This is a genomic window from Geovibrio sp. ADMFC3, from assembly GCF_054687035.1.
In genome coordinates, this window is record NZ_BAAFZG010000002.1 from 2,093,955 (window position 1) to 2,118,583 (window position 24,629).

Here is a 24,629-nt window from a genome sequence, read left to right on the forward strand (position 1 = left end):
TCCATAAATAATTAACAAGGAAAACTTAATGCGTAAACACAACAGAGCGGAAGACAGTATGAGAGAGATCAGGATAGCCGGAGACTACATAAAGCACCCGGCGGGTTCTGTGCTTATAGAGTTCGGCGATACCAAGGTAATATGCACCGCAACATTCAGCGAGGGAGTTCCCCCTTTCCTCAAGGGATCAGGCACAGGCTGGGTCACTGGCGAATACGGAATGCTCCCCGCATCAACCCACACGAGAAATCAGCGTGAAGCGAGAAAGGGCAAGGTGGACGGGCGTTCGCAGGAGATCTCACGCCTTCTGGGCAGAGCCTTAAGAGCATCGGTTGATATGACAAAGCTCGGCGAGAATACAATCATCATAGACTGTGATGTGCTTCAGGCGGACGGCGGAACGAGAACAGCCTCTATTACCGGCGGTTTTGTTGCGCTCCAGCTTGCGGTTAACAAAATGCTTGCGCAGGGTGTTCTCACCGAAAACCCTGTTATTCAGCCTGTTGCTGCTGTCAGTGTAGGTATAATTGACGGAGTGCCGATGCTTGATCTTAACTATGAGGAAGATTCCTCGGCTGAGGTGGATCTTAACCTTGTTGCAGGTGCTGACGGCAAAATTGTTGAGATTCAGGGTGCTGCGGAGAAACTCGCCTTCGGGCGTGATCAGCTTAATGAGCTTTTGGATTTGGGTTTCAAGGGACTGGATGCTCTTTTTGCGGCGCAGAAGAAGGTGATCGAGCTGTGAGACTCTGCGTTGCCACTAAAAATACACATAAGCTTAAAGAGATAAAGGAAATACTCGGCGGGCTGGATATTGATGTCCGCTCCGCCTATGAGTTTATAGAAAATGATTTTGATGTCGAGGAAACAGGCGCAACATTTGAAGAAAATGCCGCAATAAAGGCGGATGCGCTGTCCGCTGCGGTTGAGGGCTATGTTATAGCTGATGATTCGGGGCTATGCGTGGATGCCCTCAATGGCGAGCCCGGCATCTACTCGGCGAGATACGCCGGAGAAAATGCAACTGATGCTGACAACAACGCACTGCTTATAAAAAATGCAGATAAAGTGCCTGATTCAGAGCGCAGGGCAAGATTTGTATGCGCCATAGCCTTGTCAAAATCAGGTAAGACAGAAATGCTTTTCAGAGGCACTTGCGAAGGGATGCTCGGCAGGGCAGAGAAGGGAGCAAACGGCTTCGGATACGACCCTCTTCTGGTAATGCCTGACGGGCGGACTCTGGCGGAATATGCGCCGGAGGAAAAAAACAGGATAAGCCACAGGTTCCGTGCTCTGGAACTTCTGCGGCAGTATCTGGCGGTAAAATAACCGTCTGCAATAAGGTGATTATGTGAGACTGTTAAGGTTTTTCGGCGGGTTGACTGTCCTGACGGCAATACTCTGTTACGGGCTCATTGTTTTTTATAAGGGTGAGGTGATGTTCTTTAAGCATTATCTCCCCGATGATTATTCCATACCATATCAGAGCAGGCAGGGGCAATCGTTCACTGTTTATGATTCAGCAGGGGTTCTGCTGGAAAAATGCACTTTTATGCGGAGTGAACCCCTCACCTCCGAAGAAATAGGGCTTTTCAGGGACTGGTTCAGAGTGCTTGATCTTGAACTGGACGGCTATCCTCTCCCCAAGGAATTATTTGACCTTTATTTTCTCGATTTTATGAATATTGAGACCGAAGCTGTGCGGAGCTACATTGTAAACAGCCATGTGGACAGGCTTCTTGAAGATTCGCCTGTAACCGGTCTGCGCCTTCGTCTGCTGCGTTATCTCACCGCAGACAGGCTTCTGGAATCCGCAGGATTCCCTGCTCTGTACGCTGCTTATGCGGATAATATAGTCATGGGTGACAGCACATACGGTATCAAGGCAGCCGCACAGACATTCTTTAACTGCAACATTCACAGGGCAAATCAAAAGGAAAAGGCGTTTCTGTTCTCTCTCCTTAAGGACTACTCTCTCTATGAACCAATGGAAAATTTTGCCGCTGCTGAAAGGCGTGCCAATATTTATCTGCACCTTCTTTATCAGAGAGGTGTACTTGAGTGGGACGAATATGCAGATGTGAGAGACAGCAGGATTAAGCTTAACATGGCAAAGGACCCCGAACCGCTTGAGATAGAATATCTTCGGGCTGTTGCGGAGGAACTGAAGGAGCTTGGGGTTGAGGCGGGTGAACCATGCACGGTTTATACCCATTTTGATGCAGAAAAAACTGAGATGCTCCGCCGTCTGGTTGCAGAATACATGACGGATAAGGATAACAGGCTCCAGACAGCCTTTGTGCTTCTGGATGTGGAGAAGGGCGGAATAGTCGCCATGGCTGGGGCAAGGGAAGGCAAAAGCCTGAAAAGAGCCTACTACACCCGCCGTCAGACCGGCTCAACCTTTAAGCCCATAGTCTACGCCTCGGCATTTGACAGCGGTATGAAACCCACTGATTTTGTGAACGATACGAGACATGTATATAAAATCGGGAGGAACAGCTACTCCCCGAAAAATTTTGACGAACTCTACCTCGGCAACATCCCTGCACGCAAGGGACTTGTCTATTCCCTTAATAATGCCACCATACAGCTTGCTGTGAAAACAGGTCTTAAAAGAGTGGCGGAAGAGGCTGTTAAAATGGGCATGAAGGCGGATGTCCGCCCTTATTTCGCTATGCCTCTGGGTGTTTTTCCTGTTACTCCGGCTAATCTGGCGCAGGTTTACGGAACTCTGGCTGATTACGGGGTGTATCGTGAGCGGGGGCTTATCCGCAGGGTTGAGTTCCCTGACGGCAGGATTATTTTTCCCGGAAATGAAATGACAAGGGTTCTTGATGCCAGAGCGGCTTACCAGACACTTTACATAATGCAGGACGTGCCAAGAATCGGCACAGCAAGAGGGAAAGAACTGGCAAAAGGCACCGCCGCCAAAACAGGCACAACGGATGAATACCGAGATGCGTGGATAGCCGCTGTTTTCCCGCCTTATGTGGGCATTGTCTGGGTAGGATATGACAACAGCAGAAGCATGGGAGACAAGGGAACAGGGGGCTCAATGGCTGCACCCCTTATGGCAAAGGTGCAGAAAGAACTTTTAGATACCGGATACGAAGCTGTATTTCCTGTGCCGGATGGTGTGGAATTCCGCAAAGTTTCATCCGCAGACGGCAGATTGATCACCCCGAAATGCTCTTCAAAACGAGGCTACACTGAAGCGCTCTGCACTGATAATCTCCCTGCTGAATGCGTCAGATAAGTCAAATATAGCTAAATACTTCAAAATGATATAAAGTAGTGGATATGACTCCGCAGCGGAAGGTGATTTGAAAATGAAAAAAAATATATATTTAATCGGTTTTATGGGAACAGGTAAAAGCACCGTGGGCAGACTTGTGGCTGAAAAGCTCGGCATGGAATTCTGCGATACTGATGCCATGGTCGAGGCAAAATCCGGAATGACAGTCTCTGAAATATTTGATGAAATGGATGAAGAAGCCTTCCGCAGCATGGAGACCGATGTTCTGAAAGAGATTACCGAGAAGAAAAACCTTGTTGTGTCAACGGGGGGCGGTATTGTCGTTACCAAAGGAAATATGGAGATCATGCGTCAGGCAGGCAGTCTGATTACTCTGATGGCTTCGCCGGAGCAGATTTTTGAGAGAATAAAAGATGATAAGGGCAGACCACTGCTGCAGGTGGAAAGTCCTCTTGATGAAATAAAAAAGCTGATTTTTGACAGAGCGCCGTTTTACATCAACACGGATTATATAGTGGAAACCACAGAGATGAGCCCATCTGAAGCGGCGGAAGAGATAATAAGGTTTGTGGAAAATGCGTAAAATACACGTTGATCTTGAAAAACAGGTGGATGAGTCATATGACATTCACCTTTCATCCGGTTTTATAGAGGATACGCTCTCTCATTACGAGGATGCGTTTTTTTTGGCGGATTCAACGGTTTACGCATTTTACGGAGAGCTTTTTCAGGGGCGCAGAACCTTTGTGCTTGAGGCGTCGGAAAAAGCAAAGAGCATCGAATCCGTTATCAGCGTGCTTGAATTTCTCCATGACGGCGGCTGCCGCAGGGATGGAAAACTTGTTGCGGTTGGCGGAGGCATAACCGGTGATCTGGGCGGGTTTGTTGCGTCTCTTTATATGAGAGGCATAGACTACATTCAGGTTCCCACAACGCTGCTTTCTATGGTTGACTCCTCTGTAGGCGGGAAAACAGGCGTAAATTTCTTGACATCAAAGAATAATATCGGTGCGTTTCATCAGCCCAAGGCTGTCTATATTGATACGGATTTTCTGAAGACTCTCGATGATGATGAGTTTCTCAACGGAATGGCTGAGGTTGTGAAATACGGCGCAATATTTGATGCAGATTTTTTTGATATGCTTCTGGAGAAGAAGGCGGAAGTTATTGCCAGAAATCAGGATGTTCTTCTGGAGATAATCACCGAATGCTGCCGCATGAAGGCGGAAGTGGTGAAAGAGGACGAAAAGGAACAGGGTGTGCGCAAGCTCCTTAACTTCGGACACACCTTCGGACACGCAATAGAAACTGACTCCGGTTTTGGTGTAAAGCACGGCTTCGGTGTCGCCACCGGAATGTATCTGGAAAATATGTTCGGACTGAAAGAGGGCTACTGCTCGGAGGATTCCGTGAAGAAGCTGTCTGAAATCCTCGATGCCTACGGTTTTGATAAAGAGTATAAAATAAATGATAAAGATCTGTTTTTTGCTGCCCTTTCCGCAGATAAAAAGGCGGATAAAAAAGGGCTCACCGTTGTTTTTGCCCCTGAAATAGGCAAGGCGGAGTGGGTCAGCGGCATAAAAGCGGATCTTGTAAAGGATTTTTTCGGCTGATATGGACGAAATTAACCGTTCCAAATATCTTAATGACATAGAGTATTTCTCACGCAAGCTGGAAGAGGATCCTGCTTCAAAGCTGTTTATGCCTCTTTCTGTGGCTCTTCTTAAACTCAATAAATATGATGATGTTATCTACTACTGCGCCCACGGTCTTGAGCATTTTCCGGAGCTTCTGGGAGCCAAAACTGTCATGGCGCAGGCATATATGGGCAAGGGCAAGGTTGAGGACGCAAAAGGGCTGCTTAAACAGGTTATCCTTGTAAACCGTTTTAATTACAAAGCAAACAAGCTCATGGGTGATATATACCGTGCAGAAAACGATATTGAACGTGCCCTTGAGTATTACAGAAAAGCATACAGGATTTCGCCGGAGGATAAAAAACTCGGCGAAGATATTATAGAACTTGAAAATCTTCTGGAAAAAGGCTTTCAGGCTGCCGATGAACTCGAACTCCCTGACAGGGACAGTGATCTTGTGGAGGCTATGGCAGGGGAACTTGCCGATGAAGTTAAAGAAGAGCTTTCCCACGATACATATGAAGATAACGACCTTGCGGAAGATGAAATAGAGAAGACCCTTCAGCAGATCTCCGAAAAAGATGCGGAGGATGAAGACGGGTTTGATATGGACAGCCTCGGCAGGGAAGACTTTGAGGAAGAGATCAGAGAAAATCTTCTTGCCAGTGTGGATGATGAGATAAGATCAAAAGAAATTCAGGGCGATGTGGTTCGTCTTGACGAAGAAGATATTCTCTCCGAACCGCCTGAACCTGCAAAAAAACAGGAAAAAACTTTTCCGGGGGCAAGTTCAGATGACGACCGTATTGAGCTTGACGATTTCGCCGCAGAGATAGCAAGAGCAGAAGACGATGCTGTTATGTCAATGCTGGGAGACGCCTTTTCTTCTTTTGGGTCATCTTCTTACGGCGATGAAATAATTGCGGATAAACCCCGTGAATTTATAGAAGACAGTGAATCAGAAGAGCATTTTATCCATGATGAACCTGAACACGGATTTGATGATGAATCAGAGGAACTGCCAGAAGAACATATGGCAGAGCCGGAAGCAGAAACTGAGCCTGAGGAACTGAACGAGGCAGATGCTGTACAGGAGCCGGAAGTAGAACCGGAGGCAGAACCTGAACAGGATTCTTTTCAGGAGGAATCCCCAGAAGAAACCGCTGACACCGAACAGCAGGAGATTGACAACGCACCTGAAGATATTCTTCCCGAAGCAGAGCCTGAAGAACCTGCCACGTCGGAACAGCCCGAACCCAGGCAGCTTTCCCCTCAGGAAAAACTGGCGGAAGCTAAAAGAATGCTTGTGGAAGCTCAGGTGGAGACCCTTGAAAATGCTCTCGCATGCGTAATAAATAAAACAAGAAAAAGAAAGCAAGCCTCGAAGGAGGAAAAATGAAACTGCTTGTAATAAACGGACCTAACCTTAACCTGCTTGGCAGAAGGGAAAGCACGCACTACGGAACGCTTACCCTTACTGACATAAATACAAAGCTTATTGAAAAAGCGGACGGCAGGGCGGAGATGGAGTTTTTTCAGTCGAATCATGAAGGGGCTATCATAGACCGTATCCAGCAGGCATCAGGTTTTGACGGAATCATACTCAACGCCGGAGCATACACTCATACAAGCATAGCGATACGGGATGCTCTGCTGACAGTGAAGATACCTTTTGTTGAGGTGCATCTTTCCAACGTATATGCCAGAGAGGATTTTCGTCATAAATCATACCTGAGCGATATTGCAAAAGGCGTTATAGCCGGTTTCGGATGGATGTCGTACATCCTTGCTCTCGAATATTTCCTTGCGGAGTCAAAATGAAAAGAATAGAACGTCTTCTGGGGATGATGAACAAAACAGGTTTAAAAAACCTTCTGCTCACAGATCTGGCGGATATATTTTACCTTACAGGCTTCACCGGAAGCACAGCATATTTGTTTGTTGAACCTGAAAAAGCTGTTTTTTTTACAGACGGCAGATACGAAGAGCAGATCAAAACAGAAATCAGCAGCGAAATAAAAACTGTAATAGTTAAAACCTACGGGACTTCCCTTTGTGAGCTTGCCAAGCAGAAAGGACAGTTAACCGTCAGCCCCAAATGCCCCCTTAATCTTTATACTATGCTAAAGGACAGTGCAGAGGAGCTGCTCATTGATTCAAAAGATGTGGTAAGCCTCATGCGGAGCGTGAAGGACAGGGAAGAGGTTGAGCTGATCGCACATGCCTTCAAGGTTGCAGGGAACGCATTTCTGGAATCACTGTCACAGTGGCGTTACGGAATGAACGAAACCGAATGGGCGGCGATCCTTGAATATAACATGCGAAAAAAGGGCGCAACTGACAGAAGTTTTGAAACAATAATAGCCTCCGGCGAGAGGGGAGCGCTCCCCCACGGAACAGCCGGAACTCGTGTGATAAATTCAGGGGATCCTGTCACTGTGGATTACGGCTGCAGGTTCAACTATTGCAGTGACATAACAAGAGTAGTCTATGACGGAAGTGACCCGTTTGTGCTTGAGATAACTGATATAGTTAAAGGCGCAATGGATGCGGCGAAATCAGTTATCCGCCCCGGTGTGCGTTGTTCTTCGGTTGATAAAGCGGCGAGGGACTACATAGAAAAAAAAGGCTACGGAGAGTTCTTTAATCATGGACTGGGGCATGGTGTGGGAATAAATGTTCATGAAGCGCCTTCGTTCAATTTCAGAGACGAAACGGTTCTTGTTCAGGGTATGGTACTCACTGTTGAACCGGGTATTTACCTTCCCGGCAGATTCGGCGTAAGGCTTGAAGACACAGTGGTTGTAAGTGAAAACAGTTGTGTAAATCTTACCGCTGTGCTAGAAGACTACGTTTATAAAATCCTTCAGAGGTGAAGCCCGATGATTACCCCGAACCAGTTTAAAAAAGGAGCAAAAATAGAAGTTGACGGTGAACCCTACACCATCGTCGAATATCTTCATATAAAGATGGGAAGAGGCGGAGCAAACGTCCGCACCAAAATAAAAAGTCTTCTTACAGGCAACGTTATTGAAAGAACATACAAGTCCGATGAAAAAATAAAACAGCCGGACTTTGAAGAAAAAGAGATGCAGTATCTCTATAAAGACGGCGAATCCTATGTCTTTATGGATAATGAAACATATGAGCAGGTATTTGTGCCCGAAGGTGACGTGGGCGAGCTTGCAGACTTTATGCCCGAAAACCTTAATGTTTACGTACTTCTCTTCAACCAGAAGCCTATGGGAGTTCAGCTCCCTAACTTCGTGGAGCTTCCCGTAGCGCAGACCGACCCCGGTCTCAAAGGCGACACGGTGAGCGGCGGTTCCAAACCGGCGACTGTCTCCACCGGAGGCGTTGTGCAGGTTCCGCTTTTTATTAATGAAGGAGATGTACTCAAGATTGATACAAGGACAGGCTCTTACATGGAAAGAGTAAGGTCTGCCAGATAGGAGGAAGACTTTGGAACTTAAAGACATCAGGGAACTGATACGCTTCATTGACAAGTCGGAAATTAAAGAATTTGAATACGAAACAGAAAACGGGGAGAGAGTTTATATCTCCAAAAAAGACGATACACCTGTTTTTGCCGCTGCTCCCGCAACCGCTTACGCTCAGGCACCAGCAGCACCTGTTGCACCCGCCGCTGCTCCAGCTTCTGCCGCGGAAAGCAAGGAAACCGGACTTGCCGGTAATCAGGTAGAAATAAAAACACCTATAGTGGGAACATTCTATGAAGCTCCCTCACCCGGTGCAGAGCCTTTCATAAAAGAAGGCGATACTGTTAAAAAAGGTCAGACGCTCTGCATAGTCGAAGCCATGAAAATCATGAATGAGATAGAAGCGGAGTTCGACTGCAAAATAGTGCGTAAAATAGGGCAGAACGCTAAACCTGTCGAATACGGCGAAGTTATCTTCATAGCAGAGCCTGTTTAAGGAAAGGGCTATGTTTGAAAAGGTTTTAGTAGCGAACAGAGGTGAAATAGCACTGAGAGTTCTGCGCGCCTGCAAGGAGCTTGGCATCAAAACTGTTGCCGTTTACTCCGAGGCAGACAAGGAATCTCTGCATGTCGCTTTCGCTGATGAGGCGGTCTGTATCGGACCTTACCAGTCAGCAAAAAGCTATCTCGACATAAAAAGCATTATCGCCGCAGCCGAAATAGCCAATGTGGATGCGATTCACCCCGGCTACGGCTTCATGGCGGAAAATGCCAATTTTGCCAAAATCTGCGAGGAATGCGGATTCAAATTCATAGGTCCCAAAGCGGAACACATTGACCTTATGGGCAATAAATCCCGTGCCAAGGATGTTATGAAAGGATTCGGAGTCCCTACGGTTCCCGGAAGTGAAGGTGCTGTGGCTTCTGCTGATGAGGCACTTAAGATAGCAAAAGAAATCGGTTTTCCCGTTATGATTAAGGCAAGCGCAGGCGGCGGCGGAAAAGGGATGAGGGTTGCGCTCAATGAAATGAGCTTCCTCAACAGCTTTCAGCTTGCCCGCTCCGAAAGTCTTAATGCTTTCAACTCGGATGAGATCTACATCGAAAAGTTTATAGAAAACCCCCGCCACATCGAGATTCAGGTCTTCGGTGACGGCAAAGGGAAAGGGCTTCACTTCTTTGAGCGTGAATGCTCCATCCAGAGACGCCACCAGAAACTTCTGGAAGAAGCTCCAAGCATGGCTATCAGTGATGCCACAAGAAAGAAGATGGGCGAAGTTTCCGTAGCCGCTGTTGAATCACTGGGCTATGAAAACGCAGGAACAATCGAATACCTTGTGGATGACAAAGAAAACTTCTACTTCATGGAGATGAACACCAGAATTCAGGTGGAACACCCCGTGACAGAAATGATAACAGGCTATGATCTTGTTGTTCTTCAGCTTCGTGTGGCGGCAGGCGAACCGCTTACCATCAATCAGGAAGACATCAAAATCATGGGACACGCCATAGAGTGCAGGATCAACGCCGAAGACCCCGAAACCTTCCGCCCCTGCCCCGGCAAAATTGACGGCTATATAGTTCCCGGCGGCTTCGGAGTAAGGGTTGACTCAAGCTGCTATCAGGGCTATACGGTTCTCCCTTATTATGACTCAATGATCGCAAAGCTCATAACCTTCGGTAAAACAAGGGATATGGCTATAGCGAGAATGAGAAGGGCGCTTGACGAATACGTTATAGACGGAATCAAAAGTACGATTCCTCTGCACGAACGTATCCTTGAACACCACGCCTTCATTAAAGGCGATGTAACAACTGCATTCATAGAGAAGTATTTCGGATGAGGTTTTTACTCGTTCCGCTTACTCTCTTACTCACCTTAACATTCGCAAATCAGTCAGCCTCCGCCATCGAACAGGCGGAGGTTGACTCTGTTTATATTGAGGCGCTCTATGCCGCTGATGACGGTGATCTTGACACAGCCACATCGATGCTTGAAGGCATAAAAAAGGCTGCGGGCGATCCTTATATCTATCTCAAACTTTCAGACCTCTATATCAAACTTCAGATGTACGAAACAGCCAAGCTCCGTCTTGGAGAAGGACTTGATGCTTTTCCCGCCGATCCTGAACTTAACTTCGCTATGGCGCAGCTTTATCTTTTCCATTACAGGGATGCCGGAATGGCTGAAATCTTTGCCGCAGACGCACTTAAAGCGGACAGAGACCCTAAATATCTGTTCATAATGGCGGATATTTATAAAATTCTCGGTGATGAAGAAGGTCTGATGAAAATTCTGGATGAGCTTGTGTTAAATGAGCCTTCATCAAGGGTTTTGGTGGAGAGGGGAAATCTGCACCGTAATCATAACCGGCTCAAAGAAGCAGAAGCCGATTATCTCAAAGCATATGAACTTGACGAAGACCTTGGAGCAGCTGCCAGACTCTCTGAGATTTATATAGAAGAGGAGAACTATGAAAAGGCTGTTAAATACCTTTCTATCCTCTCCGAAAAGCGCCCTGATTTTGTACTTTCCGACCTTAAACTTGCTGAAATCTACAAACGCTCCGACAATAGCGGAAAAGCTCTTGAAATTTTCAGGCGGATACTGCCGAAGGTGGAAGGACGTGAAAAAATATACGTTCTCAGGCAGATTGCAGGTATCTACTACGCTGATGACGATTATAAAAATGCTCTGATATACTTCAAACAGGTCGCAGAACTTGCTCCTCAGGATGTTCAGGTATTCTACTCCATGGGAGTTATAAACGAGCTTGAAAACAAGTTCGCCGAAGCAGAAAAAAACTATCGTAAGGCTCTAGCGGTGCGCCCTGACTATGTTGAGGCGAGAAAGCGCATAGGCTTTATCAGTCTTCGTGATAAAAAATATGATGAAGGTATAAAAGTTATTACTAAAATTCCCGCCGACCTTCGCGATGTGGACTATTACCGCATAACAGGGGCTCTTTATAAGGAAAAAGGAACTCTTTCCAAGGCTTATGAAGTGCTTAGAAAAGGCTATGAGGAAAACCCTTCCTCCGTTGAACTGGTGATAGACTTTGCTCTTGTTCTTGAAAAGCAGAAAAAGTACGATGAGTGCTTTGAAGTGCTGAAAGACTCACTGGAGCTTAATCCCGGCAACGCCGCCCTTATGAACTTTCTCGGTTTTACTTACGCTGATTTAAGCATTAAGCTTGATGAAGCATATTCCCTCATAGAAAGCGCATTGGCGAAAGACCCTGAAAATCCTGCTTATCTTGACAGCATGGGATGGGTTCTCTACAGATTTGAGAAATATGAAGAGGCTTACGGCTATCAGATAAGGGCCCTGCGAAAAGCCCCTGATGAAAAAGAGATCCGTGACCATATGAAAGCCATTCTGGAAAGGCTGGAGATTAACAAGTCGGTTGATGATATTCTCAAAGGAAAATAAAAAAACACTTCAGAATTATGTCAGAACTATATCAGCGTTTATCCTTATAACTGCCGCCGGAGTCTCCTGCGCTCCCAGACACCCGCTTCTTTTGACTGACAGAAAAACTGTTACGGCTGATATAATAGCTGAAAACAAACAGATATGCTCTTACAAAGGGCGCATTTCTGTAATATATCAGGACAGCAAAACCGGCGAGGATGTGCGCTTCCGTGCGCTTCTTGATAAAAAATGCGTTGATGAATTTGATATGAAGATTCTGGGCGCATTCTCAAGGATCATCTATGATATTACATATAGATACGGTGATGTTAAGGCATATGAAAAGGGCGTGGAAAGCAGCGAAAAGATCAAACTTTTTATGCAGAACAGAGGGCTGGACGGTCTGATACTGGGACTGCGCTTTCCGTATGCTTTACCTGATGAATCATATGATATGACTCTTACGGATGACGGTTATCTTTTCAGCAAACCCTATGCGGAAATTGAAGCAGGAAGCGATATGCGCATCCGGAAGATCCGTCTGGGTGAAATGACTTATGAATACGGCTACAGTAACGGGAGAATGTCTTCCATTAAGGTTGTCAGTATTGATAAAATACTTGAAATAGGGCTCCAGTGGTGATAAGTGTCCGAAGTTACGCCAAGATAAATATCTTTCTTCATATAAACGGCAAAAGAAGTGACGGATATCACGATCTTCAGACTCTTTTCGCTCAGACCGAACTCCACGATACCATAACCATAGATGAAGCGGACTGCACTGAACTTGTGTGCAATGTCCCGGAAATCCCTGTGGATTCTTCAAATCTTATAATAAGAGTTAAAGATATACTTTCTTCCCGGTATGGTCTGAAAAAGAAATACAGCATAAACCTTGAAAAAAACATCCCCTCAGGGGGAGGAATGGGCGGAGGAAGTTCAAATGCCGCCTGTTTTCTTAAAACTGTCAACAACATGTCAGACTTAGGACTTTCATATTGCGATATGGCGGAAATACTTGGTGAAATAGGCTCTGATACGGTGTATTTTCTCCATAATAAACCGTGCTACGCAGAAGGTAGGGGAGAAGTAATAGTCAGCGAGGCGGAGCTTCCGTCTGTGCCTCTTTTGCTGGTAAATCCCAATATACATGTACCCACCGGTGAAATATTCGGGGGCGGAAATTTGAAGTTGACGGCTAAGGCAGATCTGACTAGAATGCCCCTCGTTGTGGGCTATGAGGAGCTTTTAGCCATGCTTGACAATGGGCTTGAGGCGGCTGTCTTCGCAAAGCACCCCGTTTTGCAGATACTTAAAACAACACTGCTTGATTCCGGCGCTGACGGGGCTCTCATGAGCGGCAGCGGTTCCACTGTTTTTGGTATCTACAGAACGGATGAACAGCTTTCTAGCGCCTGCAGCATTATCAAAGAAAAATTTGCCGACTTTACGGTATTTAAATCAAGAATAAAAGGAGCAGGTTGATGGATTTTCTTCTGTTTTCGGGCAATGCGAACAGAACACTGGCTGGAGGCATAGCCACGGAACTCGGCGTCAGGCTTGGGGATGCTACTGTAGGCTCTTTCAGCGACGGAGAGATAAGGGTTAAAATTAATGAGAGCGTGAGAGGAAGAGACGTTTTCGTTGTTCAGTCAACCAGCGCACCCACTGACAGACACCTGATGGAACTCATGATCATGACGGACGCACTCAAAAGGGCATCCGCAGGAACAATCACAGCGGTTATCCCCTATTTCGGATACGCACGTCAGGACAGGACATCCGAACCCAGAGTACCTATTACAGCCAAACTTGTTGCTAATCTCCTTGAGACATCCGGCATAGACAGAGTTATGACTATGAATCTTCATGCCGGGCAAATTCAAGGCTTTTTCGATATACCCGTGGATAACCTTTATTCATCTCCTGTTATCGTCAAGTACATGATAGATAACGGAATGAAAGGTGATGATTATGTTGTGGTATCACCTGATGCAGGCGGTGTTGCCAGAGCCAGAATCTACGCTAAACTCCTCGGCACTTCTCTTGCAATAATCGATAAGAGAAGAAGCGCACCCAATGCGGCTGAGGCTATGCACGTTATCGGCAGCGTGGAAGGCAAAAACGTAATCATAATTGACGATATGATAGACACTGCCGGAACTCTTGTTCAGGCTGCCAATGCAGTAATGAAACACGGAGCGAAATCTGTTATAGCTTCTGCTGCGCATGGCGTTCTTTCAGGCCCCGCTATGGAGAGAATAACCAACAGCGTGCTTGAAAAGGTTATTATATCCGATACTGTGGAACTTGTGAAAGAGAAACAGAACTCAAAAATCATGGTTCTCAGCGTGGCGGGAATATTCGCCAAAGCTATAAACAGAATACAGCATAAAGAGAGCATCAGTTCTCTATTTGAAATGGGGCATGAATAATCTGCTTATAGTCGGACTCGGAAACCCCGGAGTTCAGTACGCCGCAACCAGACATAACCTTGGTTTTATGGTGGCTGATAAACTAGCAGAACGCTATAACAGCGGGTTTAAAGACGGGTTCAAAGGACTTTGGGGCGAATTCCGCGCGGATGAAAAGCATTTCATTCTCAAACCCATGACATATATGAACTTAAGCGGACAGTCAGTCGTTCCGTTTATGAGTTTTTATAAAATTGAACCTGAAAGCCTTTTGGTTATTCAGGATGATCTTGATATGGAGTTCGGGCGGATCAAGTTCCGTAACGGCGGCTCAAGCGGCGGTCATAACGGAATAAAATCCATAATTGAGCTTCTCGGCACTGATAAGTTTGTCAGGCTGAAAATGGGAATAGGCAAAAGCAGAAGCGGCGGCACTGTTGGACATGTCCTCGGCAGATTTGAGGACAAGGAACAGCTTGAAAAGTTTGTGGAGCTGGGTACGGACTCCGCAGAGGCATTTGTCAAAGGCGGCTTGAAGTCTGCTATGAACACTTATAACAACAAGTCAATCTTTGATGATGCAGACACGCCGGGGAAGAACTGAATAAAAGCAAAGCCGTGTTTATCACGGTACGAGCGTGTACGCAAAAAACACAGGATGTAGTTTTTTTCATACTGCTTAAGGTCAAAGAAGTTTAAACGGTGAAAGCCGTTATTCGGCGAAAACCGAAAACATATTTTAATTTAATAAGGAGGACCAAATGTCAATGATGATGTACCTCGCTCCTGTACTGGGTGTGGTGGGTCTTGTTGTCGCTTTTGTTATTTATAACTCTATCAAAAGCAAATCAGCCGGCAACGAGAAAATGAAAGAAATTTCAGACATGATCCATGACGGAGCCATGGCGTTTCTTGGCAGAGAATACAAAGTTCTTTCTTTCTTTGTAGCAATAGTTTTTGTACTTATGCTGTTCTCTCCCAACCTTGGAATCAACACCGCAGCCGCATTTCTTGCGGGAGCTATATGCTCTGTAGCGGCAGGATTCTTCGGTATGAAATCAGCCACTCGTGCTAACGTCAGAACAAGTGAAGCTGCCAGAACAGGCGGAATGGCCAGCGCTCTTTCTGTTGCCTACAACGGCGGTGCCGTTATGGGGCTTTCAGTAGCGAGCCTTGGTCTTATCGGTGTAGGTATTCTGTTCATGATTTTCGGTGACCCCGAAACATCAAAATACATCAACGGTTTCGCAATGGGCGCATCTTCAATCGCTCTTTTCGCACGTGTGGGCGGCGGTATTTATACCAAAGCAGCAGACGTGGGCGCTGACCTTGTAGGTAAAGTTGAAGCAAACATCCCTGAAGACGACCACAGAAACCCCGGCGTTATAGCTGACAACGTTGGCGACAACGTGGGTGATATCGCAGGTATGGGCGCTGACATTTTTGAATCATATGTGGGCTCCATTATCGCTACAATAGCCATCGCAGCAACAGCTTCTCCTGAACTTATCCTTCAGGTGAGCCAGCCCGGAATGGCGTTCGATATGTTCAAAATGAACATGATGGCTCTTCCCATTGGTCTTGCTGTTATCGGTCTTTTGGCTTCTCTGGTAGGCGTTTTCTCCATGAAACTCCTTAAAAACACTCCTCCCGCTTCTGCTCTGAGATATTCAACTTTCATCGGCGCAGGTCTTTTCCTCATAGCAGCTTACTTCGTAATCTCTATGTACGGAATTAAAGCAGGCGTGTTCTGGGCACTTCTTGCAGGTACTCTTGCAGGTATAGCAATCGGTCTTGTTACTGAATACTATACTGCTGCGGCACCTGTTAAAAGGATTGTCCATGCTTCTGAAACCGGTGCAGCAACAAACATCATCCACGGCTTTGCTGTTGGTCTTGAGTCCGTTGTTATTCCTGTAATTCTTATATGCGTTGCTATATTCGTTGCTAACACAACTGCAGGACTTTACGGCATCGGTATCGCTGCTGTTGGTATGCTTGCTACTGTTGGTGTTACAATGACTGTTGATGCATACGGACCTATCGCTGATAACGCAGGCGGTATCTCCGAAATGGCTGAACTCGGACCTGAAGTAAGAAAAATCACTGACAGCCTTGACGCAATCGGCAACACTACTGCTGCTGTGGGTAAAGGCTTTGCTATAGGTTCTGCTGCGCTTACTGCTCTTGCTCTTTTTGCTGCATATGCAAGCAGTGCGGGAATCAGCACAATTGATATAACTAAACCTCTTGTTGTTATCGGTCTCTTCGTCGGCGGTTTTCTGCCTTTCCTCGTTGCGGCTATGACAATGACTTCTGTTGGTAAAGCAGCTGGTCAGATGGTTGATGAAATCCGTCGCCAGTTCAGGGAAATTCCCGGTCTGCTCGAAGGCAGGGAAGGCGTTAAGCCAGATCCTAAAACCTGCGTTGATATATCAACGGCTGCAGCTCTTAAAGAGATGATACTTCCCGGCGTGGTTGCGGTTCTTGCCCCTGTTGTTGTTGGTTTCCTTCTCGGTAAAGAGGCTCTCGGCGGAATGCTTGCCGGTGCCACTGTTACCGGTGTTCTTCTTGCTCTTCTTATGGCTAATGCCGGCGGAGCATGGGATAACGCTAAAAAAGCTATCGAAAAAGGCGACTGGAACAGTGCAGGTAAAGGCTCTGATCAGCATAAGGCAGCAGTTGTCGGCGATACAGTAGGCGACCCCTTCAAGGATACAAGCGGACCCGCTATGAACATCCTTGTAAAACTTATGAGTATTGTTTCTCTTATCATTGCTCCTCTTCTTATAGGCTGATAAGCGAACTAAAATAGAATTTTCCCAAAAAGGCGGTCAGAAATGACCGCCTTTTTTGCATGCTCATTGCGCACAAAGGCTGGTACATGCGGCGGGATGTTCAGAAAATTAAAGTTAAGCAATACAAAACAGTGCTTAACCTTTTGCTTTTTTTTCAAACTTGTAGCAATATAATTGTTCTTTAAGCAAGCAGACAATATGAGGTTATTATGGGTTTCAACTGCGGAATAGTAGGTCTGCCCAATGTAGGCAAGTCCACTATATTCAACGCACTCACAAAAGCTGGAGCGGAAAGTGCCAATTACCCTTTCTGCACCATCGACCCCAACAGGGGCATAGTTCCGGTTCCGGATGAAAGAATGGATTATCTGGTGGAAAAAATTAAGCCGCAGTCAACAGTGGCGACCACTATTGAGTTTATAGATATTGCAGGTCTCGTTAAAGGTGCCAGTCAGGGTGAAGGTCTCGGAAACAAGTTTCTCACCCACATACGTCAGGTGGACGCTGTGGCGCATGTTGTACGCTGTTTTGATGATCCCAACGTTGTCCATGTAGAAGGCGGCGTTGACCCTGTGCGTGATATTGATATTATCAACACCGAGCTTCTTATGAGCGATATGGAGCTTATAGAACGTGCGGTTGACAGAAACAAAAAAGCCGCAAAAAGTGGCGATAAGGAACTGAAAAAGAAGGTGGAAGCCCTTGAAATTCTGCTGGCGGAAGTGCAGAAAGGCACAATGATCCGCAGTATTGAAGGTTTTGAAGAGCTTACCGAGTCTCTGAAAGAATACCCTCTTATTACCTCTAAGCCTGTAATGTATGTGGCTAATGTTGATGAGGCTGTTCTTACAGAAGATAATGAGCATGTAAAAAAAGTGCGTGAAATAGCAGCGAAGGAAAATGCTGTTGTTGTTAAGATCTGCGGTGCGATAGAGTCGGAGATAGCAGAGCTTGACGAGGAAGAGGCGAAAGAATTCCTCGCCAGCATGGGGCTTGACCGTTCCGGTTTGCAGTCCATGATAGCTCAAGGTTATAAGCTGCTTGATCTTTTAACCTTTTTTACCGCAGGGGAAAAAGAGGTACGTGCATGGACAGTGACCGGAGGAACAACCGCTCAGAAGGCTGCCGGGAAAATCCACTCGGATATAGAGCGTGGATTCATCCGTGCGGAAGTTACCTCATACAGCGATTTTGAAACCGCAGGCTCAATGGCGAAAGCCAAGGAGATGGGTAAGATGAGGCTGGAAGGGAAGGAATATATTGTTCAGGACGGAGATATTATCTATTTCAGGTTTAATGTTTAGGGCTCTTGCCCTTTCTCTTTTTCTGGCGCTTTGTCCGGCTTATGCCGTTTTTGCCGAGGAGCCTGTTCATATCAGTGACCGTGACGGTATCCTTGAGGCTCTGGGGCATGTCGCCGGAGAAGGAGTCATGGCACGGGAAAAACCGGATACAAAAAGCCCTGTTATCTCAAGGCTGCCGAAGGGGAGCAAGATCATTGTTCTCTCCAAGAAAGACAACTGGTACAAGGTGCGCCTTTACAACAGGCGTGAGGCTTATGTGCGTGCCGAACTGGTCGAATTCCGCTATGAACTGAAAGATGAACATATTACAAAGAGCGATATAGAAAAGAAGTTCATGGTAGACATAAGGAATATGGCTTCGCAGTTCAACCAGATGGTTAAAGAATCCATTTATTCCAGAAGGCAGAGCATAGTTCCTAACCTGAAAATTCTTGATGGTAAGAAGAAGGGCGGAACAGCAGTTGTAAATGTTCTCTACTGCGCAGTGGACGGAACCGGAAAGCCTGTACCGTCCATGAGGGAAAATCCATTAAGCGAAACAATGACGAAGTTTGTTGAAATCGTTATGATGAAAATGCTGCTGTATGATGCTGATTCATATAAAATTATTTTCCGTATCCCTGTTTTTGACAACGGCAGAGTTGTTGATTATAAAGACAGCGCAGAATTTACCGTTGAAAGAACAGAAACAGATCTTCATGATCTGAGAAGCGGGAACGGGAAAATCTGGGATTATATAGCTTCAAGCCAGCCTGCTGACGAGTTTTTTAAACAATATCCCCATTAGAGGTATAAAATAATGTCATTTACCCATTTTGACGAAGAAGGAAGAAGCCGCATGGTGGATGTCACCGCTAAAAGCGATACGGTGAGGGAAGCCACGGCGAAAGGACGCATCTCCATGAAGCCTGAGACTCTTAAGCTTGTGCTTGAGAGCAGGATGGAGAAGGGTAATGTATTTGAGGTTGCCCGTGTTGCAGGGATCATGGCCGTTAAGAAAACAGGCGACCTCATCCCCATGTGCCATCCTCTGAATGTAACCGCAGTTGATGTTTATTTCCATCCTGATACCGAAAAAAGCGAAATCGAAATAGAAGTTACCGCAAAACTTACCGGGAAGACAGGTATCGAAATGGAAGCGCTCATGGGTGTTTCCGTTGCTGCCCTCACTATCTATGATATGTGTAAGGCTGTTGATAAAGGCATGGTGGTAAGCGATGTCAGGCTTGTGAGAAAGTCCGGAGGAAAAAGCGGAACATTCGTGAGGGACGGTGAATAGATGCGGGTTTGTCTGGCGCAGATAAAGCCCTTTCTGGGTGACACGGCAAAAAACCTTGAACTCCATGAGGAGTGCATAGAACAAGCCGTTGCGGAAAAGTGTGATGTCATTGTGTTTCCGGAGCTTTCGCTCACAGGCTACTATCTTATGGACTATGTGAATGATGTAGCTATGAAAACAGATGACAAGGCTGTCAAAAGAATAATATCTCTCTCAAAAGATATTTCTGTCGTCTTCGGCTTTGTTTACGAAGGGGAAGACAACCTTTTCTATAATGTCTGCGCCTATGCCGAAAAAGGCAGACTCGTTCATCTCCATAAAAAAGTTTATCTGCCTGTCTATACTATGTTTGAAGAGGCAAGATATTTCGCAGCCGGAAACGGTTTTTCAGTGTTTGACACAGCTTTCGGAAAATGCGGAATGCTTATCTGCGAAGATGCTCTTCACTTAAGCTCAATTTATGTTTTAAGCCGAATGGGCGTGCAGACTGTCTTTATCCCCTCCAACAGCCCGGCCAGAGGCGTAGTCGGAGACGGTCTTGAGGCTGCCTCCATATGGCAGACATCAAATAAATATACAGCAAGCCTGCTCACAGTTAACCTTGTGTATGTAAACCGTGCAGGTGTAGAAGACGGTGTGGCATTCTGGGGCGGTTCCGAAGCTTATTCCGCTCTGGGTAAAAGAAAAATCCAGCTCCCGCAGTTTGAGGCGGCAATTGGAATTACAGAACTTGAAACCGCTGATATCCGTCTGGCAAGAATCCATTCCCCCTTCTACCGTGATGAGAAATCCCAGATACTCCTTGATTATCTCAAAGGAGATAAGAAATGAAGCTTGATCTTAAACTCACAAAGCAGATATTAACCACATTCGTAAAGGAAGAAACGGAAAAAATAGGGCTTAAAACAGTTGTTCTTGGTCTTTCCGGCGGAATAGATTCCGCTCTTTCGGCTGCTATCGCTGTTGAGGCTCTGGGAAAGGACAGGGTGTTCGGAGTCGGGCTGCCCTATAAGCTTTCCAGCAAAGAAAGCATGGCGGATGCCGAACTTGTGGCTAAAGCTTTGGGAATAAACCTCGAAATTGCAGATATCACTCCCTTTGCGGAGCCTTTTATAGAGAGTGAACCGGACATGAGTAAGCTTCGGATAGGGAACGTTCTTGCCCGTATGCGTATGGTCACTATATTTGACCGTTCCGCAAAGCATGGCGGTATTGTTCTGGGAACAAGCAATAAAACGGAACTGCTTCTGGGCTATGGCACATGGTACGGCGATTTGGCAAGCGCCATCAACCCTATCGGCGATCTTTACAAAACACAGGTATGGGAGCTTTCTGAATATTTGGGAATACCTGAAAAAGTTGTTAAAAAACAACCAACGGCGGATCTGTGGCCTGATCAGACAGACGAAGGGGAGCTTGGTTTCACCTATAAAGATGTGGACAGGCTGCTTTATGAAATGGTAGACAACAGACGCAGAAAAGCCGAACTGGTTCAGATGGGTTTTGATGAGGATTTTGTACAAAAAATATCAGAAAGAATAATGAGATATCAGTTTAAACGTAAAATTCCTGTTATTGCAAAAGTAAGCCAGCGGACAATCGGGCGTGATTTCCGCTACAGCCGTGACTGGGGCTACTGACTTAGTATAGATGCGCCAGCGTCCTGCGGTGCATCTGCAACCGCTCGCCACACACGGCGCAGTCCCTTTCGTGGGACTATGGTTTTTTCTTAGTCTGTTAGGTTTGAGGAAGAACACGGTAACTTGATAATATTAACAAATAAAACATAAAAGCAGGCGGTGAACAAAATGTACGGCGATAAAATCGCAATGGAAGCCCTGACATTTGACGATGTGCTTGTGATCCCCGCACACAGCGAGGTTCTTCCCAAGGACATCGACACAAGGTCAAAGCTTACAAACAAAATTTTCCTCAACATCCCGCTGGTAAGTGCGGCGATGGACACTGTTACGGAAGCGAAACTGGCTATAGCCATGGCGCAGGAAGGCGGAATAGGCTTCATTCACAAGAATATGAGCATTGAGGCTCAGGCGGATGAGGTAGACAAGGTAAAGCGTTCCGAGAGCGGGATGATAGTTGACCCTATCACGATTTCGCCGGATAAGACGGTAGAGGATGCGCTTGCTATCATGTCCAAGTATAAAATAAGCGGCGTGCCTGTTACCGAGGGCGGAAAGCTGGTGGGCATACTCACCAACAGAGACCTTCGCTTTGTGAAAAACCACGATGCTAAAGTAACTGAATACATGACAGGCAAAAATCTTGTTACTGTTCTGGAAAAGGACGCTAATCTTGATTCCGCCAAGGATATTCTTCAGGAACACCGAATCGAGAAACTCCTTGTGGTTAATGATAAATATCAGCTCAAAGGGCTGATAACCATTAAGGATATAAACAAGAAGCTTAAATACCCCAATGCCGCAAAAGATGATATGGGCAGACTGCTTGTCGGTGCTGCTGTGGGTGTCGGCGGAGATAGTAAAAACAGGGTAGCCGCACTGGTTGAAGCTAAGGCTGATGTCATTGTGGTTGACACTGCTCACGGTCATTCGCAGATGGTTCTGGACATGGTTAAATGGGTTAAATCCACTTATCCTGATGTTCAGCTTGTTGCCGGTAATGTTGCCACGCCGGAAGCTGTGGAAGCTCTTTATAACTGCGGGGCCGACTGTGTGAAAGTCGGCATCGGACCCGGTTCAATATGCACAACAAGGGTTGTTGCAGGCGTTGGTGTTCCGCAGATTACTGCTATTATGACTTGTGCTGCAAAGGCAAAGGAACTTGGCATTCCGATCATTGCTGACGGCGGAATAAAATATTCCGGTGATGTGGTAAAAGCCATAGCCGCAGGTGCCTCCACTGTTATGATAGGCTCACTGTTCGCAGGGACAAAGGAGTCTCCCGGAGATATAGAACTCTATCAGGGCAGAAGCTTCAAGGTTTATAGAGGCATGGGCTCTGTGGGCGCTATGAAAGCGGGAAGTAAAGACCGTTATTTTCAGGAAGGCACAGAAAACGAAAAGAAATTTGTCCCGGAAGGTATAGAGGGACGAGTCCATTATAAAGGCGAACTCAGCGAAACTGTTTACCAGCTTACGGGCGGCATACGCTCCGGTATGGGTTACGCCGGCTGCGGAACAATTGAAGATATGCACGTTAAGGCACGCTTTGTGAGAATCACAGGCGCAGGTCTTCGTGAAAGCCATGTGCATGACGTTATGATCACAAAAGAAGCACCTAATTACTGGGTGAACACTTAACAGCGCCCGCCGTGCGAAGCAAAACCGCCGTTCATATTCCGGCGGTTTCTGCACCGAGCTTGCTTAAAAGGCTTGTTTTACAAGGCGTGAGCGTGTGTGTAAATCTGACATGATGTACGGGCTTGCACTAGTATGTTTGCAGGCTTCCATGGAAGGAAGCCCGCCGTGCGAAGCGAAGACTTGTTTTACAAGGCGCGAGCGTGTGTGTAAATCTGACAGGATGTGCAGATTTACACTATTATATTGGAGGTTAAATGGACATTCATTCGGAGAAAGTCTTAATATTAGATTTTGGTTCACAATATACCCAGCTTATAGCACGCAGGGTTCGTGAGGCTAATGTTTACTGCGAAATTTTTCCCTGCAATGCAGATTTTGAAAAAATAAAATCCTTTGAAGCAAAAGGAATTATTCTTTCCGGCGGACCTTCCAGCGTATATGAGGAAGATGCTCCGTCTGTTGACGAACGTGTTTTTGAAATGGGTCTTCCTGTTCTCGGCATATGCTACGGCATGCAGCTTGCGGGACAGCATTTCGGAGGCATTGTCGCTCCTTCAAACCACAGGGAGTACGGCAGAGCTGTTCTTAATTATGAGCCCTCATGCAGCCTTTTCAGCGGTCTCGAAGGGGACAGTCTTACCGTATGGATGAGCCACGGCGACAGACTGGAAAAAATGCCCGAAGGGTTTGAAGTAGTCGCAAAGACAGACAATGCGCCTGTTGCTGCGATGAAGCATAAAGACCGTGAAATATACGCAATACAGTTTCACCCTGAAGTTACTCACACAGAGCAGGGCAAGACTATTCTTGAAAACTTTGTTGTTAAAATTTGCGGATGCAGACAGATATGGACTGCGGACAACTTCATTCAGGCTGAAATAGCCAGAATCCGTGAGAGAGTAGGCGACAGAAAGGTTCTTTGCGGTCTCTCCGGCGGTGTTGATTCATCCGTTGTTGCTGTTCTTCTCCATGAAGCCATAGGCGATAATCTTGTATGCGTATTCGTTGATAACGGTCTTCTCCGCCTGAATGAACGTGAGCAGGTGGAAAAAACCTTCAAAGACAACTACAAAATAAACCTCGTGGTAGCTGATGCGGAGGAGAGATTCCTCACGGCTCTTGCGGGTGTTACTGATCCTGAAAAGAAAAGAAAGACAATCGGTAATCTCTTCATAAGAATTTTTGAGGAAGAGGCAAGGAAAATAGGCGAGTTTGACTTCCTTGCGCAGGGCACTCTTTATCCTGACGTTATAGAATCAGTATCTTTTAAAGGACCTTCTGCAACCATTAAATCACATCACAATGTGGGCGGTTTGCCGGAGGATATGAAGTTCCAGCTTGTTGAGCCACTTAGAGAGCTTTTCAAGGATGAGGTACGTGAGGTCGGACGCAGGCTTGGTCTTCCCGAAGTAATGGTCGGACGCCATCCGTTCCCCGGTCCCGGACTGGGCGTAAGGGTTCTTGGCGAGATCACAAAGAAAAGATGTGATGTTCTCCGTCAGGCGGACGCTATTTTTATCGAAGAGCTTCATAACGCTAACCTTTATAATACAATCTGGCAGGCTTTCGCTGTTCTGCTCCCCGTAAACACTGTCGGTGTTATGGGCGACGGCAGAACATATGAAAACGCCTGCGCCATCAGGGCTGTCTACAGTTCTGACGGCATGACGGCAGACTGGGCGCACATTCCATATGATGTTCTCGGCAAAATATCAAACCGAATCATAAACGAGGTAAGGGGCATAAACAGAGTCGTGTACGACATAAGCTCCAAACCGCCTGCAACTATAGAATGGGAGTGA

At 46.4% G+C, this 24,629-nt stretch carries 24 protein-coding genes; all 24 read left to right on the plus strand.

Going from position 1 to position 24,629, the window contains the following annotated elements:
• Positions 1 to 28 precede the first annotated feature (28 nt).
• The 24 genes from rph to guaA all read left to right on the plus strand — a co-directional run bounded on the left by rph (position 29) and on the right by guaA (position 24,629).
• Positions 29 to 745, plus strand: a complete 717-nt coding sequence (rph, locus tag ACYRYY_RS10315; RefSeq protein ID WP_460215510.1) for a ribonuclease PH — start codon at positions 29 to 31, stop codon at positions 743 to 745.
• Complete coding sequence (locus tag ACYRYY_RS10320) at positions 742 to 1,329, plus strand: XTP/dITP diphosphatase (RefSeq protein ID WP_460215511.1); 588 nt, start codon at positions 742 to 744, stop codon at positions 1,327 to 1,329. Before rph ends, ACYRYY_RS10320 begins: the two co-directional genes overlap by 4 nt.
• Positions 1,330 to 1,351: 22 nt before the next feature.
• Positions 1,352 to 3,259 carry a transglycosylase domain-containing protein gene (locus ACYRYY_RS10325; RefSeq protein ID WP_460215512.1) on the plus strand — a complete coding sequence of 636 codons (1,908 nt, stop codon included), beginning with the start codon at positions 1,352 to 1,354 and terminating at the stop codon, positions 3,257 to 3,259.
• A gap of 73 nt (positions 3,260 to 3,332) precedes the next feature.
• Positions 3,333 to 3,842 carry a shikimate kinase gene (locus tag ACYRYY_RS10330; RefSeq protein WP_460215513.1) on the plus strand — a complete coding sequence of 170 codons (510 nt, stop codon included), beginning with the start codon at positions 3,333 to 3,335 and terminating at the stop codon, positions 3,840 to 3,842.
• Positions 3,835 to 4,872 carry a 3-dehydroquinate synthase gene (gene aroB, locus ACYRYY_RS10335; protein WP_460215514.1) on the plus strand — a complete coding sequence of 346 codons (1,038 nt, stop codon included), beginning with the start codon at positions 3,835 to 3,837 and terminating at the stop codon, positions 4,870 to 4,872. The genes ACYRYY_RS10330 and aroB overlap by 8 nt, the downstream gene beginning before the upstream one ends.
• Position 4,873: 1 nt before the next feature.
• Entirely contained in the window at positions 4,874 to 6,295 is a 1,422-nt protein-coding gene (locus ACYRYY_RS10340; RefSeq protein WP_460215515.1) for a tetratricopeptide repeat protein, read from the plus strand.
• Positions 6,292 to 6,717 (plus strand): type II 3-dehydroquinate dehydratase, encoded by a 426-nt coding sequence (gene aroQ, locus ACYRYY_RS10345; protein WP_460215516.1) that lies wholly within the window; start codon positions 6,292 to 6,294, stop codon positions 6,715 to 6,717. The genes ACYRYY_RS10340 and aroQ overlap by 4 nt, the downstream gene beginning before the upstream one ends.
• Positions 6,714 to 7,772, plus strand: a complete 1,059-nt coding sequence (locus ACYRYY_RS10350) for a M24 family metallopeptidase (RefSeq protein WP_460215517.1) — start codon at positions 6,714 to 6,716, stop codon at positions 7,770 to 7,772. Before aroQ ends, ACYRYY_RS10350 begins: the two co-directional genes overlap by 4 nt.
• A gap of 6 nt (positions 7,773 to 7,778) precedes the next feature.
• Positions 7,779 to 8,348, plus strand: coding sequence for an elongation factor P (efp, locus tag ACYRYY_RS10355; RefSeq protein ID WP_460215518.1), 570 nt, complete (start codon positions 7,779 to 7,781; stop codon positions 8,346 to 8,348).
• Positions 8,349 to 8,358: 10 nt separating this feature from the next.
• Positions 8,359 to 8,832 (plus strand): acetyl-CoA carboxylase biotin carboxyl carrier protein, encoded by a 474-nt coding sequence (gene accB / locus ACYRYY_RS10360; protein ID WP_460215519.1) that lies wholly within the window; start codon positions 8,359 to 8,361, stop codon positions 8,830 to 8,832.
• Positions 8,833 to 8,842: 10 nt separating this feature from the next.
• A complete protein-coding gene (accC, locus tag ACYRYY_RS10365) occupies positions 8,843 to 10,180 on the plus strand; it encodes an acetyl-CoA carboxylase biotin carboxylase subunit (protein ID WP_460215520.1) in 1,338 nt (445 codons plus the stop codon).
• A complete protein-coding gene (locus ACYRYY_RS10370; protein WP_460215521.1) occupies positions 10,177 to 11,769 on the plus strand; it encodes a tetratricopeptide repeat protein in 1,593 nt (530 codons plus the stop codon). The genes accC and ACYRYY_RS10370 overlap by 4 nt, the downstream gene beginning before the upstream one ends.
• The gene (locus tag ACYRYY_RS10375) at positions 11,744 to 12,394 is read left to right on the plus strand and encodes a hypothetical protein (protein ID WP_460215522.1); all 651 of its coding nucleotides are present in this window, start codon (positions 11,744 to 11,746) and stop codon (positions 12,392 to 12,394) included. Before ACYRYY_RS10370 ends, ACYRYY_RS10375 begins: the two co-directional genes overlap by 26 nt.
• Complete coding sequence (ispE, locus tag ACYRYY_RS10380; protein ID WP_460215523.1) at positions 12,388 to 13,236, plus strand: 4-(cytidine 5'-diphospho)-2-C-methyl-D-erythritol kinase; 849 nt, start codon at positions 12,388 to 12,390, stop codon at positions 13,234 to 13,236. Before ACYRYY_RS10375 ends, ispE begins: the two co-directional genes overlap by 7 nt.
• Entirely contained in the window at positions 13,236 to 14,186 is a 951-nt protein-coding gene (locus tag ACYRYY_RS10385) for a ribose-phosphate pyrophosphokinase (RefSeq protein ID WP_460215524.1), read from the plus strand. The genes ispE and ACYRYY_RS10385 overlap by 1 nt, the downstream gene beginning before the upstream one ends.
• A complete protein-coding gene (gene pth, locus ACYRYY_RS10390) occupies positions 14,179 to 14,769 on the plus strand; it encodes an aminoacyl-tRNA hydrolase (protein WP_460215525.1) in 591 nt (196 codons plus the stop codon). Before ACYRYY_RS10385 ends, pth begins: the two co-directional genes overlap by 8 nt.
• A 157-nt stretch (positions 14,770 to 14,926) precedes the next feature.
• Positions 14,927 to 16,963 carry a sodium-translocating pyrophosphatase gene (locus ACYRYY_RS10395; RefSeq protein WP_460215526.1) on the plus strand — a complete coding sequence of 679 codons (2,037 nt, stop codon included), beginning with the start codon at positions 14,927 to 14,929 and terminating at the stop codon, positions 16,961 to 16,963.
• A gap of 209 nt (positions 16,964 to 17,172) precedes the next feature.
• On the plus strand, positions 17,173 to 18,267 hold the full coding sequence (ychF, locus tag ACYRYY_RS10400; protein ID WP_460215527.1) for a redox-regulated ATPase YchF: 1,095 nt from the start codon (positions 17,173 to 17,175) through the stop codon (positions 18,265 to 18,267).
• Positions 18,260 to 19,054: an SH3 domain-containing protein gene (locus ACYRYY_RS10405; RefSeq protein ID WP_460215528.1), complete on the plus strand. Its 795-nt coding sequence runs from the start codon at positions 18,260 to 18,262 to the stop codon at positions 19,052 to 19,054. The genes ychF and ACYRYY_RS10405 overlap by 8 nt, the downstream gene beginning before the upstream one ends.
• Before the next feature lie 12 nt (positions 19,055 to 19,066).
• Entirely contained in the window at positions 19,067 to 19,546 is a 480-nt protein-coding gene (moaC, locus tag ACYRYY_RS10410) for a cyclic pyranopterin monophosphate synthase MoaC (protein WP_460215529.1), read from the plus strand.
• Positions 19,547 to 20,377, plus strand: coding sequence for a nitrilase-related carbon-nitrogen hydrolase (locus tag ACYRYY_RS10415; RefSeq protein ID WP_460215530.1), 831 nt, complete (start codon positions 19,547 to 19,549; stop codon positions 20,375 to 20,377).
• Positions 20,374 to 21,186 carry an NAD+ synthase gene (locus ACYRYY_RS10420; RefSeq protein WP_460215531.1) on the plus strand — a complete coding sequence of 271 codons (813 nt, stop codon included), beginning with the start codon at positions 20,374 to 20,376 and terminating at the stop codon, positions 21,184 to 21,186. The genes ACYRYY_RS10415 and ACYRYY_RS10420 overlap by 4 nt, the downstream gene beginning before the upstream one ends.
• 168 nt (positions 21,187 to 21,354) lie before the next feature.
• A complete protein-coding gene (gene guaB / locus ACYRYY_RS10425; protein WP_460215532.1) occupies positions 21,355 to 22,827 on the plus strand; it encodes an IMP dehydrogenase in 1,473 nt (490 codons plus the stop codon).
• Positions 22,828 to 23,081: 254 nt separating this feature from the next.
• Positions 23,082 to 24,629: a glutamine-hydrolyzing GMP synthase gene (gene guaA, locus ACYRYY_RS10430; RefSeq protein ID WP_460215533.1), complete on the plus strand. Its 1,548-nt coding sequence runs from the start codon at positions 23,082 to 23,084 to the stop codon at positions 24,627 to 24,629.

Bases quoted from the DNA above. Each gene is read 5' to 3' on its own strand.
- rph (WP_460215510.1), top strand. From the start codon at position 29: ATGCGTAAACACAACAGAGCGGAAGACAGTATGAGAGAGATCAGGATA.
- ACYRYY_RS10330 (WP_460215513.1), top strand. From the start codon at position 3,333: ATGAAAAAAAATATATATTTAATCGGTTTTATGGGAACAGGTAAAAGC.
- aroB (WP_460215514.1), top strand. From the start codon at position 3,835: ATGCGTAAAATACACGTTGATCTTGAAAAACAGGTGGATGAGTCATAT.
- ACYRYY_RS10340 (WP_460215515.1), top strand. From the start codon at position 4,874: ATGGACGAAATTAACCGTTCCAAATATCTTAATGACATAGAGTATTTC.
- aroQ (WP_460215516.1), top strand. From the start codon at position 6,292: ATGAAACTGCTTGTAATAAACGGACCTAACCTTAACCTGCTTGGCAGA.
- ACYRYY_RS10350 (WP_460215517.1), top strand. From the start codon at position 6,714: ATGAAAAGAATAGAACGTCTTCTGGGGATGATGAACAAAACAGGTTTA.
- efp (WP_460215518.1), top strand. From the start codon at position 7,779: ATGATTACCCCGAACCAGTTTAAAAAAGGAGCAAAAATAGAAGTTGAC.
- accC (WP_460215520.1), top strand. From the start codon at position 8,843: ATGTTTGAAAAGGTTTTAGTAGCGAACAGAGGTGAAATAGCACTGAGA.
- ACYRYY_RS10370 (WP_460215521.1), top strand. From the start codon at position 10,177: ATGAGGTTTTTACTCGTTCCGCTTACTCTCTTACTCACCTTAACATTC.
- ACYRYY_RS10385 (WP_460215524.1), top strand. From the start codon at position 13,236: ATGGATTTTCTTCTGTTTTCGGGCAATGCGAACAGAACACTGGCTGGA.
- pth (WP_460215525.1), top strand. From the start codon at position 14,179: ATGAATAATCTGCTTATAGTCGGACTCGGAAACCCCGGAGTTCAGTAC.
- ACYRYY_RS10395 (WP_460215526.1), top strand. From the start codon at position 14,927: ATGTCAATGATGATGTACCTCGCTCCTGTACTGGGTGTGGTGGGTCTT.
- ychF (WP_460215527.1), top strand. From the start codon at position 17,173: ATGGGTTTCAACTGCGGAATAGTAGGTCTGCCCAATGTAGGCAAGTCC.
- ACYRYY_RS10405 (WP_460215528.1), top strand. From the start codon at position 18,260: ATGTTTAGGGCTCTTGCCCTTTCTCTTTTTCTGGCGCTTTGTCCGGCT.
- moaC (WP_460215529.1), top strand. From the start codon at position 19,067: ATGTCATTTACCCATTTTGACGAAGAAGGAAGAAGCCGCATGGTGGAT.
- ACYRYY_RS10415 (WP_460215530.1), top strand. From the start codon at position 19,547: ATGCGGGTTTGTCTGGCGCAGATAAAGCCCTTTCTGGGTGACACGGCA.
- ACYRYY_RS10420 (WP_460215531.1), top strand. From the start codon at position 20,374: ATGAAGCTTGATCTTAAACTCACAAAGCAGATATTAACCACATTCGTA.
- guaB (WP_460215532.1), top strand. From the start codon at position 21,355: ATGTACGGCGATAAAATCGCAATGGAAGCCCTGACATTTGACGATGTG.
- guaA (WP_460215533.1), top strand. From the start codon at position 23,082: ATGGACATTCATTCGGAGAAAGTCTTAATATTAGATTTTGGTTCACAA.